Genomic DNA, 15,876 nt, shown 5'->3' on the forward strand with positions numbered 1-15,876 from the left:
GGTTCGGTGGTGAAATATATCAACAATTCATAATTCCGAAAAAAGTATTCAACTATCGGCAATTAGAACACATCTACAGTCTGAGAATAGCCTAACTTTGCATTAACATTTAGTTAATCATTTAAAATTTATAAAATGAGCAAAGTAGTCTTAATCACAGGAGCATCATCAGGAATGGGGAAATCTGCAGCGAAAATTCTTCAGAGCCAAGGGTATAAGGTCTATGGAGCAGCAAGACGCCTCGGCGAAATGCAGGATTTAAAAGAGAAAGGTATTTCAATTATTTCCTTGGACTTGACAAAAGATGAATCCATCGTTGCTTGCGTAAATGAAATCATTGAAAAGGAAGGAAGACTAGATGTTTTGGTCAATAATGCAGGTTATGGTTCGTATGGTGCGGTGGAAGATGTTCCGATAGCGGAAGCGAAAAGACAGTTTGAAGTGAATGTGTTCGGTTTAGCACGTATTACCCAGTTGGTATTACCTAAAATGAGAGAACATAAGTATGGAAGAATTGTAAACATCTCTTCTATGGGCGGTAAGGTATACACTCCATTTGGGGCTTGGTACCACGCCACAAAGCATGCTGTAGAAGGATGGAGCGATTGCCTGAGATTAGAAGTCAAAGAATTCGGAATCGATGTCGTCGTTGTAGAGCCAGGCGGAATTAAAACGCCATGGGGAGGAATTGCAGCTGATAACTTGAAAAAAACATCGGGAAAAGGAGCATATGCTACCTATGCTAATAAAGTTGCAGATGGATTGGTTAAAACTTATTCTAGTAATAGCTTAACCGATGTGGAAGTGCTAGGAAATGTGATTGCAAAAGCAGCAACAGATAAAAAACCTAAGATAAGATATGTGAAAGGGTATATGGCTAAGCCTGCAATCGCTATACGTAAGTGGTTCGGAGATAGAATATTTGATAAAATGATTGTGAGTCAATTCAAATAAGGGATGTTTCTTGTGAAGGTGATTAATCATTGATTACTTTTAAGAAGAAGAATCAACTTGCTATTACACGGTCATCCTAAATTATATGCAATGAAGGAAATCATTAAATTAGAAACGATAGCTGAAACACACCAATTTCTTGGAATTGGAAATCCAAAGCATCCTTTAATTTCTGTACTAAGAATAGGAGAAGTTTTACGTCAATTAGAGGTAGATAATGTCAAATATTCACTAGGATTATTCCAAGTTAGCCTAAAAGATAATTGCCCATATACTTTAGTCAATTATGGTAGAAACTCCTATGATTATCAAGAAGGAACAATGGTTTTCTCAGCACCGAATCAAGTTTTAGAATTTAAAAAAGCGGAAGCAATAGAGAAGGATAAAGGGTGGACATTGGTCTTTCATCCAGATTTACTTCGAAAATCTGAACTCGGTAAAAAAATGGAGAAATTTTCATTCTTTTCGTATTCTTCGCATGAAGCGCTTCATATATCTGATGACGAAAGGGAAACGATTTCAGATATTATTCAGAAAATAGAAAAAGAGCTGAGCAATAATATTGATGCACATAGTCAGACGTTAATCATCTCTAATCTAGAACTACTTCTTAACTATTGTGTGCGGTTTTACGATCGTCAATTTTTTACCAGAACAAATTTGAATCAGGATATTGCAAGTGAGTTTGAGCAATTTATACAAGCTTATTACAGAGAAAACAAGCAATTAGAACTTGGCATTCCATCCGTACAGTATTGTGGTGAGTCAATGAATTTGTCACCTAAGTATTTAAGTGATCTTCTCCGTAAAGAAACAGGAAAAAGCACCCAAGATCATATTCATAAATATATCATCGAAAAAGCGAAGAACAGATTGCTTAATTCTAAGGAAAGCGCTAGCGAGATAGCCTATTCATTGGGCTTCGAATATCCTCAATATTTTAGTAAAATCTTTAAAAAGAAAACAACAATGAGTCCGAGTGAATTTAGAAATAGCTTGAATTAATGGTTGTTGTCTTTTTGCAAGATGTCTATCCACTATACAACTTATAAGGCCATGCTAGAAATCTGAAAATGGACTTGAAAGCCACTGCTTCATTTTAGAAGTTTCAAGTTTAACCAGAACTGTTTTCTTTAGAATTAGATATTCATACGTCTACCACGACAACATTGACCTAAAAGAGAAATTGTTTAATAATCATATTTGTTTTTCGATACTCTTATGTCTCTACAAACTTTCTCACAAAATTTTATGATATTAACATTTTGCTTTTTTAATTCCCCGTTTGCCAATGAAGACCTTAATTAAATTACGGACAATAATTAGTTTTTATATCCTATTTATTGTGATCACAAACCTTGGAGGACAATCTTTTGCAATCGAAGATGTCACTAGACTTCCAATGGACTCTACCATCGCTTGGATGGAAAATAATTATACTATAGATTCTAACGATTTCCATAACATCGCACTTCTTGCACTGCAGAAAGCCCATAAGACTGAAGATGATCATACCATTGGTGATATTCATACGAATTTATCCAACTGGCATGGGTATCTTTATAAATTTGGTTCTGATTCCATCATCTACCACGGCGAAAAAGCACTCGAACATTACAAATTAGCAGGGAATCAAAAAAAAATCGCAGATACGTATAAGAATATTTCCATTGACTACATGAATAATAATTCCTATGACAATGCAGAGGAAGTACTTTTCGAAGCCATTGCCATATTTGAGGAATTAGAGGATGAGCAGGGACTTGCAGGTTGTTACAAGAATTTATCTTCCATGTTTCGAGTTTTAGAAGAACCAGAAAAATCGATCAAGTATGCAAATTTAGCGATTCCCATATTTGTACAAGAATTAGACTATTATAATCACTCCATTACATTGTTCAACCTGATCATATCTCACCGCTTATTAAAAAATTATGACGATGCATATGAGGCAGCTGATGCTTGCATAAAAATGGTGGATGAACATGTACCAAGTGAGGTATTTATAAAGTCAAGAGCATATTCCTATAGATCAGAGATATCCAAAGATAAAGGAGATTATGATGAAATGCTTAGCGATGCTATGGAAGCCTGGAAGATCGTAGAAGCTAAAATTGGTATAGAAGGTGCTGCTTCATATCGGACAGAAATAGGTGATGCTTATCGACTTAAAGGTGATTATAAAGCTGCCTTAGACCACCTCTTAGCTGGAGTCATAGCCATTGAGAAAAGAGGAATGGATCAGATTTGGGATCAATATTTTCATCTTGCAGATACCTATAAAAACTTAGGAAATTATGAGAAAGCCTATGAATATCAAGAGAAATCGATAGCAGCTAAAGATAAAATGATCAATGATAAAATTACCAATCTTGAATCCGAAGCAGTTATAAAATATGAAACAGGAAAAAAAGACCAGGCGTTACTTGTACAAGAGAGCCAATTAAAACAAAAAACGATAATTCAATGGTTGAGTATAGGTGCAGCTGCTATTTTGGCGGCATTCCTTTTTGTCCTTTACTTTAATTATCGCAAGAATAAGGTAATTACCGCCGAGCTTGCCATAAAAAACCAAGAGAACGAATTACTACTAAAGGAAATACACCACCGGGTAAAAAATAACTTACAGACGATTTCTAGTTTATTAAATATGCAGTCGAAAAGTATTGATGACTCGGCGGCTTTTGATGCCATTAAAGAAAGCAAAAACCGTGTGGCCTCTATGGCTTTGATCCATCAAACATTGTATCAAGGAGAAAACCTGGCATCTATAGAAATGCGCAACTATTTTACGATCATGGGGGAAGCCATTATAGACGGTTTTGGTGAGAAAGCAGAAAATGTAACGCTAGAAGTAGAAATGAATGAAATTGAATTGGATGTGGATGAAGCCATTCCTATAGGCCTTATTACTAATGAGTTGATAACAAATTCTATAAAGTATGCTTTCCCCGAGAAGCAAAAAGGTGTTATTTCTATTTCAATGAAAACATTACCTGATAAAAGTTACCAGCTTGTCATTGCAGATAATGGAGTATCAGATGGAAATATAGAGGAAGTTAAAGGTACTGGGTTCGGTAGCATTTTGATAAATCTTTTAACGGCACAGTTAGGTGGAAAACTAGATGTACTGAAGGAGAATGGCACGTCAGCAATTATTCAATTTCCTCCACAAATAAAATCAGCAGTATAGCATATTATGGAGATAGCCAAGCCGAACAAAATAATGATCGTTGAAGATGAGATGCTGATTGCAGCAGATATCTCTATTGAATTAACAACTGAAGGATATGAAGTTGTTGGGATTTTTACCAAAGCGGAAGATGCCTTAAAGGCTTTAGAAGAAAGTACGCCTGAAATCATTTTGATGGATATTGTCTTAAGTGGAGAGATGAATGGCATTACAGCTGCGATAGAAATTTTCAAGTTATACAAGACCCCAGTTATTTTTCTCACTTCTAGTGCGGATGATGCTACTTTCAGAAAAGCAAAAGAAGCCAAACCATATGCTTTTATTTCCAAGCCATTTCGAAAAGATGATTTACTGAGAGCGATAGAGATTACTTTGGAAAGAATGGAGCTTGAATCAGAAAAAATGGAGACTGTACCGTTTTCCGTTATGGAGGATCGTCTTTTTGTGCGACATAATGAAGAAATGATTATGGTGCCAATGGATAAACTTCTTTTTCTAGAAGCCAGCCGGAATTATTGTAGAATTAAAACCATTGATAAAGAATTTCATGTTTCTACTCCACTTGGTAATATTGAAAAACTCTTACCTATTGAGAATTTTATAAGAACACATCGGACTTTCATTGTCAATTTAAAAGCCATTACTTCTATTCATAAAAACAATGAGTATCTGATGATCGATGACGCACTAATTCCAATCAGTAGACGACTAAGAGAAGATGTTGTTAAACGATTTAAGATGGTATAGCTTTAGGAATTTTGATTAGTGGTTAAAACTATGTCTACTGGGAGTAGTTTGCGATTCTGATTGAGTTAGTCGATGTTTCCGCATGCAACATTCACCCATTTCATAGCCTGACTTGAGGTCAGACCATGAAGGTGAATAAATCCAATATCCCCTTTCGGACCCGCTTTTCGACCGTTCGGAGTGCATAATTCCTACCACTGGACAATTTCTTGAATTTCTGGAAAGATTCTACCTAGCTTTAAGAAGTAAAGCACTTAAAAATTAATCCTGTATGGACTCAAAAATACCGATAACCACTTTTAGGAAAATTCTTTCATTTGATCCGCTGAAAAATGAATCGAAGGCTATAGAGCTTGCAATTTCGAAGAAGAACAATACAACAACTGTCAATATCGATCGTATTATTTACTTAAAATCGAATAGCAGCTACACTGTTATTCACATGGACGATGGTACGAAGATTGTGAGTTCCACGACCTTAAAAAAGTACGCAGACAAATTAGGTAATGAAAGCTTCCTTCAAGTGCATCCTAGTTACCTCATCAATAAGTCCTCTATTTCTTGTTATATGGCCAATCAGAATAAAATTATCCTGCATAACTCCCAAGAAATTCCAGTGTCGAATAGCAAGAAAGAAGGGCTTCTAAATTATTTAAAAACACTGATGGTGTGAGTTGTGATAATACAAACCACATTGACCTAAATCTACCCTAAAATTATCAAAAATGAAAAATAGTAAGAACAAGAAAATGAATACACTGATTTTAATCAACTCATGCATGTTGGAAATGTTTCAGCAGATTAAAAATAGCTTTCGTATCTCTAATGTTTACGGTGTGATTGTTAAGATGTTGTTGATCTCTTTTCTACATATATTATTTTTTCTTTTTCCCACATTTTTATCTTCACAACAGGAAATTATTTACAACCAACAGGTTTATTCAAGTTATTTAAGTACACGTAACGAAAATGCACAAGTTGGTAATGATATCGTTTTAGCTGAAAATAATAGATATTTATCGCAGTTTTCATTTGTCTTAATAACTAATTCAGATGTTGTTGAAACAAATACTGAAATTATATTTTATTTTTATAGTTCTTGTCCGGTTCAATCACCTTTATTTGAAGGTGAATGCGATCCAGATAAATTGATTAATACAATGAATTATCAGTTTGTCCCGAAGAAGGATACAACAATTCATTACACCCTTAATTTGCCATCTCCAATCCAATTAAATAAGGGTGACCTAAATAGTTCTGTTGTAAATGTTTCTTACTCAAGCTCCCAACCTATTGGAATTGCAGTAAGTCATTCGGATCCAACTATCGGATCAAGGGAGCATGGTGAAAATGTAACGTATTGCGGTATCGGTGAAACAAATTCTACCTGCAGTGGTGTTTTATCTAATTTTGAACATTATAATTTTACTATCATAATGGCGGCAGTCCCTGACCCATGGAAAGAAAAGAACTTTGATTTAATACTTTCAGCTGACGGAACAGGTACTATTACGTTGTCTGACAATTATATTGGTGATGAGAATTTCTTTCCTACTGTCAGTAAGTCCTTTTCCAAAAGCAACTTTACTTGTGATGATGTAGGATGGAATGATGTCACTCTTGATCTTACTTTTGCTGATGGAAGAATCATCCAATTTGAAAACAAAATAAATGTCATTTCACAATTCGACAGACTTTATATAGAAGGTATAGAAGGAAATAATTATTTTTGTGAGGGCGAACCACTTTATTTTAACTTGTTTCTTTATGGTGGTGTAGAGCCACATACTTTTACTTGGTCCGGACCTGGAGGAACATGGATTAATGAAAATACAGCTTCACCAATAATATTTAATCCCTCACCTGGCATTTATTCTGTTTCAGTTACAAATGGTTATTATTGCCAGCCATTAGCAATAGAAACTTTCGCGGTATGGTCGAGAGAAAATCCTGTTCCAGATGCAACTATTTACAATAACACTTTGTGTCACGATGGAATCCTAGAATTAGATATATTAGGTATTCCAGAAAATAAAACGCTCTCTTACGCATGGGACGGACCTGGAGATACGTGGGTAGGAGCAGATACAAGAACACCGACAGTGCTTGGCGCTATAAGTGGCGATTATTTCGTCACTCTAACAGACCATTATGGTTGCCAGAATCGCATCACAAAGCATATAATAAAAGAGGATATAACGCCTCCCATAGCAAATTGTAAGAATCGCTTAATCGAGATCGTTGGTGTAAATGTAACCCTCACTGGTGAAGATGTAAACAATCAAAGTTCTGATGATTGCAGTATTCAAACGCTTTTGTTGGATGGGGCTAATTACGTTGTTTTGGACGATTCTGATCTAGGTTTAAATTATCTAACATTGACCGTGATAGATTTTAGTGGCAATAGCTCCACTTGCGAATCGGTCATTAATGTAGTGCCTGATTTGTGTCCTGGAAGTGACGGGATAGATTCAGATAATGGTGGACTTCCTGACGATTGTGATTGCAGTCCCAATGATGACTTTAACGATAAAATATTCTTGAATAGAGATGTGAATACAGGAATGGACTTTGATGGCATCGATGACTATCTGAGTACCCCGAATGCTCCCTTATTTAATCCATCTGCGACTTCTTCCATCTCATTCGAAGCTTGGATTAAGCCAGACCTAACACAGGAATCTAATACGATTATCTCCAAAGGTGATGGTGGTAATGGACAAACTGCCTACATATTAGAAACTCAAAATTCAAAGCTTAGATTGTTTCTTGGAAATAGCGCTGGAAGTGGTACCTGGTTTACCGCAGATACGCAGCTAGAACCTAATGTTTGGACACATGTTGCTGCTTCATATAACCACACAAATAGTACTGTAACTTTCTATGTCAATGGTTCTTTTTCTAATACTGAATCAGTGTCTTTTACCATATACAGCGCTGATACAGAACTTTTTTTTATAGGAAGGCAAGGATACCTTTGTGGCTGTAATTATTTCAAAGGGCAAATGGATGAAGTACGCGTCTGGAGTTCAGATTATAATAGTCTTATTCGGTCCTACAAGGACAAAGAATTAAGAGGTGGCGAGCAATCTCTTTTGGCATACTACAGTTTTAACGATGGAGTCCCAGGGGGGAATAATAATAACAGAACAATTACCAAAGATTATTCTCCAAATGGTCATCACGCAAGCTTATCAAATATGGCTAAAAATGGTTCTGCTTCGAATTGGGTCAATGATGACTTAGCACTTGCAGTCGTCAACACAGAAACGCTCGATCTCTGTCTTACTTGTCCCAATGTTCAAAACGGTGGGATGCACTTTGATGGTAGCAATACATTCCTAGAAGTAGACCGTGATCCTGTTTTCGGGCCTAGCTTAACTTCCTCTTTTACCTTTGAGGCATGGGTAAATCCAACAACTACCACAAGTGACAGGACAATTCTTTCAAGGGGAAGTGGAGAAGGCGGGACAAGTTCCTATATTTTTAGTGTTATTTTAAATAAGGTGGGCCTTTACATTGGAGATGGATCTTTTGGTACTTGGATATATTCAGATACCAATGTGAGTGGAAATACATGGACGCATGTTGCTGTAGTTTATGATCATGTAACCAATACCTTCACTTTCTATAAAAATGGTATTGCTGATGGCATAAGAACCATTACGCATGGCTTTTATGCAGGTATTTCGTCTGTATTCATTGGACAGAGAGGCAGTGCTGGTTACAATAAGTTCTTAGGGAAAATGGATGAAGTCCGCATCTGGAAAAAAGCTAGAACAGCAGCTGAAATTTCACATTATATGAACAAGAAGTTGTATGGTGGAGAAGAAGCGCTGAGTGCTTACTACAATTTTGATGATGGAATCCCATGGGGAGATAATACAGGACGTAGCTATGCTGCTGATGCAAGTTTGAATGGCCATGAAGCCACCTTACATGGATTCGCGAAAACAGGCGTTACTTCCAATTGGGTGGATGGTCCAAACAACAATAATCTACCTACGAATTCAGCAATGTCTTTTGATTTTCTAGAGGATTATATCTCTATTGCGAATCATCAAAGCTTAATTCCTACAGCAACTAATGCCGTAACTTTTGAGGCTTGGATATTTTTCACCCCATCAACCTATGCTAACATCATCAGCGCCTCAGGTATTTCGCCTAATAATAACCACCAGATTTCTATCGAAAACAACAAATTAAGGGTGGCTGGAACAGGTGTTTCCCCATTATTATCTGAACAAACGCTCGATCCTAACGCAGGTTGGACACATATCGCTGTAGTTTTTGATAAAACAAACACTAAAATTTATATAAATGGACTATTAGATAACACAAGAGTCCAGACTTTAGCAGCCACTAATTTAGGGCATTCAATTACACTTGGCAGCACTGTCATAGGCGATTCCTATAATGGTAATATGGATGATGTTCGATATTGGGATCATGCACGAAGTCAGGATGAAATCCAAGAAGCCATGTACCAGGAGCTTACTGGAAAAGAAACAGGATTAGCAGCGTATTATAACTTTAACAATGGAGTAGCAAGTGGAGATAATTCCGCATTAACTATTGTTCCTGATGTCTCAGACAATGGGCATGATGGCACGGTAAGCGGATTCGCAAGAACTGGAGGTATTTCTAACTGGACAGCAAGTCCATTTAATTTTGGGGACTTGGACAATGATGGGATTCCTGATTTTTGTGATAAATGTGTTTTCGAAAAAGATATAGTGATATATGATTATTTATGGAAAAGTGTCTATCGCGCAAGCGAGACCATAACCTTGCGGAATGACATGACATTGCCCGCTAATTGGAATCTGAAGTTCGAAACACCTCAATTATTAATGGATGATCACATTCAGGTAGCTGTCGGTACAGAGATTATGGTTACACCTTTTGTTTGTGCTGATGGGAACGACTGATCCGCTAACAAGCGGAATAATGCCAGAGGCATTATAAGGAGGGAACCGAAAGCAAACCTTTCGGATGGGAGGCCGACTGATCCACTAGCTAGCTAGTGGAATTTTAACGGAGTTAAAATAAGGAGTGAACCCGCAGCAAACCTGCGGGATGGGATGGCCTGTGTTGAATTAAACAAGGAGCCTTCGGCATACCCGAAGGTCGCGGCTGCCGATTCGACGAATGTGTAATTTTGTCAGCGTTAGAATAGGAAATGAACCAGCGGCATATCAACTGTGGTTAGTACACAAATATTACTGTTAGGTTTAAGGTACAGCGTAACGTTCCTATTTGTAAAATGATGCTCGAAAGTTAAAACAAGGTACAGCGTATCGGCACGGTTAGTAAATTAATGACAGTGCAGATCTATCGGTTAGGGAGCCGGAGTTAAAAAGTGAGAGCCTGCCTACCTTCTATTTTGGTAGGAACCCTTCCAACTTGACAGTAATAGCACTCAGGCAATAGCAAACCTTTCAATTGCAATATTCCCCTATTTCATAGCCTTACGGGAGGTCAGACCATGAGGGTGAATGAATCCCATATTCCCTTTCGGAACCACTTTTCGACCTTTCGGAGGGCATTATCCCTACCACTCGGACAATACTAAAAAATAAACACATGATTTCCCCTATCTTTAAGATGTTTAAAACCCTAAAATCCAAATATGGAAACCGAAACACAAGTGAGGCCTTTTAGAAAAATTCTTCCGATAACCCCGCTCAAGAAGGAATTCCTAAACAAGAAGATGGCAATCTCATTAAGAAGCCAGATTGAAATTATAGATTTAGACAAAATCCTTTACTTAAAGTCTGATAGTAATTACACAGAAATTCACTTGAAGGGTGGAAAGAAGATTGTCAGCTCCATTACCTTAAAAAGATACGCTAATAAATTAAGCACAGACCGTTTCATTCGCGTTCATCAAAGTTACCTCATTAATAAGTCATCCCTTTCCAGCTATTTGACCAATCAGAACAAAGTAGTCCTGTATAATTCCCAAGAAATTCCAGTGTCAAATAGCAAGAAGGAAGGACTACTCAATTACTTAAAAACATTGATGGTATGAACAGTAATTTACTGACTACATTGACCTAAATTCTACCCTAAAATTATCCAAAATGAAAAATATAAAGAAGGACAAAGTGAATAAAGAGATTTCGATGATTTCCTATTTTATTAGAATATTTAAGCCGATCCAAGACAAAAATTTCATCTCTGAATTTGGCCCATTAACTAAGAGATTTATTTCAATTACCTTTTTCGCCACATTTTTTTTCTTAGGTTCATCATTACCATCACGCGCTCAAACGTATGTTTATTCTCAAACAGACCTTGTTGGGCATTATTTAACAAGTGAATCCGAAGTAACTGAGACATGGGAAATTGGAAATTTAATTTCATTTGATTGGAATGATGATAGACAAATAAGGAGAGTTTATTATCACTTATATAAAAGTTTGGAGGCCAATTCGATTCCAGATACAGTAACTGTAAATATCTGGAGAACATGCCCTGCTTCAAATGGGCAACAAGCTGGAATTTGTGGCTCAAATGGCGCTGAATTAATGTACTCATTCACAAGCTCTCCAAATTTAGCTCCAGGTACTAGTTCACAAATATCTGTAGACTTACCATCTCCATTACAAATAGAAAGGGGAAATATATTTGATAATAACCCTTTTTATATTTCTTTTTCTACCAATGATCCAGCAAATCTTGGTATTGGGATGGGTGAAGATGATCCTCCTTTTGGAGCTGGATATAAAGAAAACCCTTTTGCTTCAATTTGTGGGGTAGTACAAACTCCAGCGTGCAATCAAGATTTTGATGGAGTTAACAACTTATACCTCCAAATAGTTGCTGTTAGAGACCCCGATAAATACTTAGGTATCTCCCTCTCAAATATTGGCAATGGGCCCGCCTCCGCTACAATCACAGCAGAAGATGCATATATAGGGGATGCCTATTTCTTCCCTACCCAAAGTATATCTTTATCGAAATACACCTTTACCTGTGAGGATATTGGTGAGAATACGATCTACTTAACCATCACTTTTTTTAATGGAGTGGTCAAAACCTATCCAGTAACTGTGATTGTGTATGATCGTCATGGGATTACCTATAGCAGCAATAGTCCGATATGTTCTGACGAACAACTAGAGCTAAGTGCTGTAGACGGGATCACTGGACCATTCACATACGAATGGTCAGGATATGGGGATTTTGGGAATAGCGAATTCACGGCTACACCTACCGTTGAGGGTGCTGCTAGTGGCGATTATATGGTAACTGCGACAAATGGCTGCGGCGTTGAAGAAACATTTACAATAAGTGTTATTGTTGATCCAACTACAACAGCCACCATTTCCAACAATGGTCCGATATGCTCTAATGATCCACTAGAATTATCTGTACAGCCAACAGGTTTAGGTCCTTTTACATACTCTTGGTCGGGAGCAGGACAATCGTGGATCAACGGAAATACGAATTTACCAAGTGTTTTTGGTGCTTTAAGTGGTGATTATACTGTCACAATAACAAATAAGTGTGGGGAAGAGTCGACCTACACAACGAGTGTAATTGTAAAGCCTCTTCCTACAGCTTCTGCTACCAATAATGGTCCGATATGCCCTAGCGATGCGCTAGAATTAACTGTTCAACCAATAGGTGAAGAACCGTTTACATACTCATGGTCGGGACAAGGTGATTCGTGGCTTAACCAGAACACAGCGACTCCTACTGTTAATGGTGCTTCAAGTGGCATTTATACCGTTACCGTTACAGATGCTTGCGGATTGGTGACCAGCACTTCTACTACATTAGATATTCACCCTCCCGTAATGCCAATAGCTTCGAGCAACAGTCCATTATGCCCTGGTGAAAATATTGAATTAAGTGTTGAAACAAATGGTGAAGGACCGTTTTCTTATAACTGGATTGGCCCTGGTCACTCGTGGGGTGGTGCTAATACCGCCACACCTACTGTATCTGGACCCGTTAGCGGTGATTATTACGTTACGGTGACTGGTCCCTGTGAAACAGTCGTCGCATCAACCAGTGTAATGGTAGAAGATATAACGCCTCCCATAGCAAACTGTAAGAATCTCTTAATCGAGATTGTTGGAGTAAACGTAACCCTCACTGCTGAAGATGTTAACAATCAGAGTTCTGATGAGTGCTCTATTCAGACACTTTTATTAGATGGGGCTAGTTATGTAGTCTTGGACGATTCTGATTTGGGATTAAATAACCTAACATTGACGGTTACGGATAATTCGGGCAATAGCTCCACTTGCGAATCGGTCATAACTGTAGTTCCTGATTTGTGTCCTGGAAGTGATGGGATAGATTCAGATAATGGTGGACTTCCTGACGATTGTGATTGCAGTCCCAATGATGATTTTAACGATAAAATATTCTTAAATAGAGATGTGAATTCAGGGATGGACTTTGATGGCATCGATGACTATCTGAGTACTCCGAATGCTCCCTTATTTAATCCATCTGCGACTTCTTCCATCTCATTCGAAGCTTGGATTAAGCCAGACCTAACAAAGGAATCTAATACGATTATCTCCAAAGGTGATGGTGGGAATGGTCAAACGGCTTATATTCTCGAGACCAATTATTCAAATCTGAGATTCTTTCTTGGAAATAGCGCTGGAAGTGGTACCTGGTTTACCGCAGATACGCAGCTATTACCTAATGTTTGGACCCATGTTGCTGCTTCTTATAATCATACAAATAGTACCGTGATCTTTTATGTCAATGGTTCTTTTTCCAATAATGAACCCTTTTCTTTTACTCCTTACAGTGCTGATACAGAGCTATTTTTTATAGGAAGGCAAGGATATCTTTGTGGCTGTAATTATTATAAAGGACAAATGGATGAAGTTCGTGTCTGGAGTTCAGATTATAATAGTCTTATTCGGTCCTACAAGGACAAAGAATTAAGAGGTGGCGAGCAATCTCTTCTGGCCTACTATAGTTTTAACGATGGAGTCCCAGGGGGGAATAATAATAACAGAACAATTACCAAAGATTATTCTCCAAATGGTCATCACGCAAGCTTGTCAAGTATGGCTAAAAATGGTCCTACTTCGAATTGGGTCAATGATGACTTAGCACTTGCAGTTATTAATACAGAAACACTCGATCTCTGTCTTACTTGTCCCAATGTTCAAAACGGTGGGATGCACTTTGATGGAGTTAATTCATTTCTAGAAGTGGATCGTGATCCCGTTTTCAGTCCTAGCTTGACTTCCTCTTTCACTTTCGAGGCATGGGTTAACATCATTGGTCAAAACAGACATACCATTATTTCAAAAGGGTCCGGAACTGGTGGAGAAAACTCATATATCTTTAACATCAGCAATTTCCAACAATTTCAAGGTAAGATAGGCTTATACATTGGAGATGGGACTCAGGGGACGTGGATATATTCAGATTCAGGTGTACTTGAGGGAAATGGATGGACTCATGTTGCAGTGGTTTATGATCATGTGACGAATACCTTCACTTTCTATAAAAATGGAATAGCAGATGGACAACGAACCATTCCTCATGGCTTTTATTCAGGAAGCTACCCTTTATTGGTGGGGCAGCAGGGAAGTGTAACTCAGAGCCACAAATTCTTAGGGAAAATGGATGAAGTTCGCATCTGGAAAAAAGCTAGAACAGCAGCTGAGATCTCACATTATATGAACCAAAAGTTGTACGGCGGAGAAGAAGCGCTGAGTGCTTACTATAATTTCGATGATGGGACACCATGGGGAGACAATACAGGTCGTAGCTATGTTGCTGATGTGAGTTTGAATGGCCATGAAGCCTCCTTATATGGATTTGCTAAAACAGGCGTTACTTCCAATTGGGTGGATGGTCCTAACAATAACAGCCTACCAACGAATGTAGCAATGGATTTTGATTTTATAGATGATTACATCTCTATTGCTAATGATCAAAGCTTAATTCCTACAGCTAGCAATGCCGTAACTTTTGAGGCTTGGATAGGCTTTATTCCTTCTTCAGCTGCCAACATCATCACTGCTTCTGGAGTTTCGCCTAACAATAACCATCAAATCTCTATTGAAAACAATAAACTGCAAGTGAGTGGAAGTGGGGTTGCCCCTTTGCTATCCAATCAGGAACTGTCTTATAGCAATGGTTGGACACATATTGCAGTAGTTTTTGATCAAACCGAAACTAAATTATATATCAATGGCTTATTGGATAACACCAGAGTGGAAACCTTGGCATCCACGAATCTGGGTCATCCCATTACGCTTGGAAGTGCAGTTAATGCTGATTCCTATTACGGTGCAATGGATGATGTAAGATATTGGGGATATGCACGAAGTCAAGAAGAAATACAGGAAGCCATGTACCAGGAGCTTAGTGGAAAAGAACCAGGATTATCCGCTTACTACAATTTTAATAATGGTATACCAAGTGGAGATAATACTGGTCTGGCCATTGTTCCTGATGTTTCAGGCCATGGGCATGATGGCACCGTGAATGGATTCGCAAGAACTGGAGGAGCTTCTAACTGGACCGCCAGCCCATTTAATTTTGGGGATTTAGATGATGATGGCATTCCTGACTTTTGTGATAAGTGTGTTTTCGCTAAGGTTTTAGTCTTGTATGAGACTTTATGGAAAAGTGTTTATAGAGCTAGAGAGTCGATCACTTTGGGTAATGGAATGACGCTGCCTGTGGGTAAGGATCTGACATTTGAAACACCTATGTTAATGATGTCTGACCATATACAGACAGCTGCAGGAACAGAGATTATGGTTACTCCGTTTGTTTGTGCTGATGGGAACGACTGATCCGCTAACAAGCGGAATAATGCCAGAGGCATTATAAGGAGGGAACCGAAAGCAAACCTCTGACGTTCGTACACATCTTTTTAATTTAATATGTTGTAGCCAATCATAATTGATTCGAACTTCTCTAATCCCCAAACAAACGTTTTTGTTCCCGGTGGTCGACTTGGCTGATAGAACTCTTTCCAG

Annotated in this window: 8 protein-coding genes; all 8 read left to right on the forward strand. The window is 38.0% G+C overall.

Going from position 1 to position 15,876, the window contains the following annotated elements; genetic code table 11:
• The first annotated feature begins 135 nt into the window (after positions 1-135).
• On the forward strand, positions 136-954 hold the full coding sequence (locus tag L2586_RS17160; protein ID WP_235294161.1) for an oxidoreductase: 819 nt from the start codon (positions 136-138) through the stop codon (positions 952-954).
• 90 nt (positions 955-1,044) lie between these two features.
• Positions 1,045-1,959 (forward strand): helix-turn-helix domain-containing protein, encoded by a 915-nt coding sequence (locus L2586_RS17165; RefSeq protein ID WP_235294162.1) that lies wholly within the window; start codon positions 1,045-1,047, stop codon positions 1,957-1,959.
• A gap of 286 nt (positions 1,960-2,245) precedes the next feature.
• Entirely contained in the window at positions 2,246-4,147 is a 1,902-nt protein-coding gene (locus tag L2586_RS17170; RefSeq protein WP_235294163.1) for a sensor histidine kinase, read from the forward strand.
• A 6-nt stretch (positions 4,148-4,153) separates the two neighbouring features.
• Positions 4,154-4,894 (forward strand): LytR/AlgR family response regulator transcription factor, encoded by a 741-nt coding sequence (locus L2586_RS17175; protein ID WP_235294164.1) that lies wholly within the window; start codon positions 4,154-4,156, stop codon positions 4,892-4,894.
• Positions 4,895-5,165: 271 nt separating this feature from the next.
• Positions 5,166-5,567: a LytR/AlgR family response regulator transcription factor gene (locus tag L2586_RS17180; protein ID WP_235294165.1), complete on the forward strand. Its 402-nt coding sequence runs from the start codon at positions 5,166-5,168 to the stop codon at positions 5,565-5,567.
• Between the two features lie 52 nt (positions 5,568-5,619).
• Positions 5,620-9,825 carry a LamG domain-containing protein gene (locus L2586_RS17185; protein ID WP_235294166.1) on the forward strand — a complete coding sequence of 1,402 codons (4,206 nt, stop codon included), beginning with the start codon at positions 5,620-5,622 and terminating at the stop codon, positions 9,823-9,825.
• A 701-nt stretch (positions 9,826-10,526) separates the two neighbouring features.
• Complete coding sequence (locus tag L2586_RS17190) at positions 10,527-10,928, forward strand: LytR/AlgR family response regulator transcription factor (protein ID WP_235294167.1); 402 nt, start codon at positions 10,527-10,529, stop codon at positions 10,926-10,928.
• Positions 10,929-10,980: 52 nt separating this feature from the next.
• Entirely contained in the window at positions 10,981-15,690 is a 4,710-nt protein-coding gene (locus L2586_RS17195) for a LamG domain-containing protein (protein WP_235294168.1), read from the forward strand.
• The last annotated feature ends 186 nt before the right edge of the window (positions 15,691-15,876 follow it).

The sequence above is a fragment of the Portibacter lacus genome, from assembly GCF_021533215.1.
GTDB lineage: Bacteria > Bacteroidota > Bacteroidia > Chitinophagales > Saprospiraceae > Portibacter > Portibacter lacus.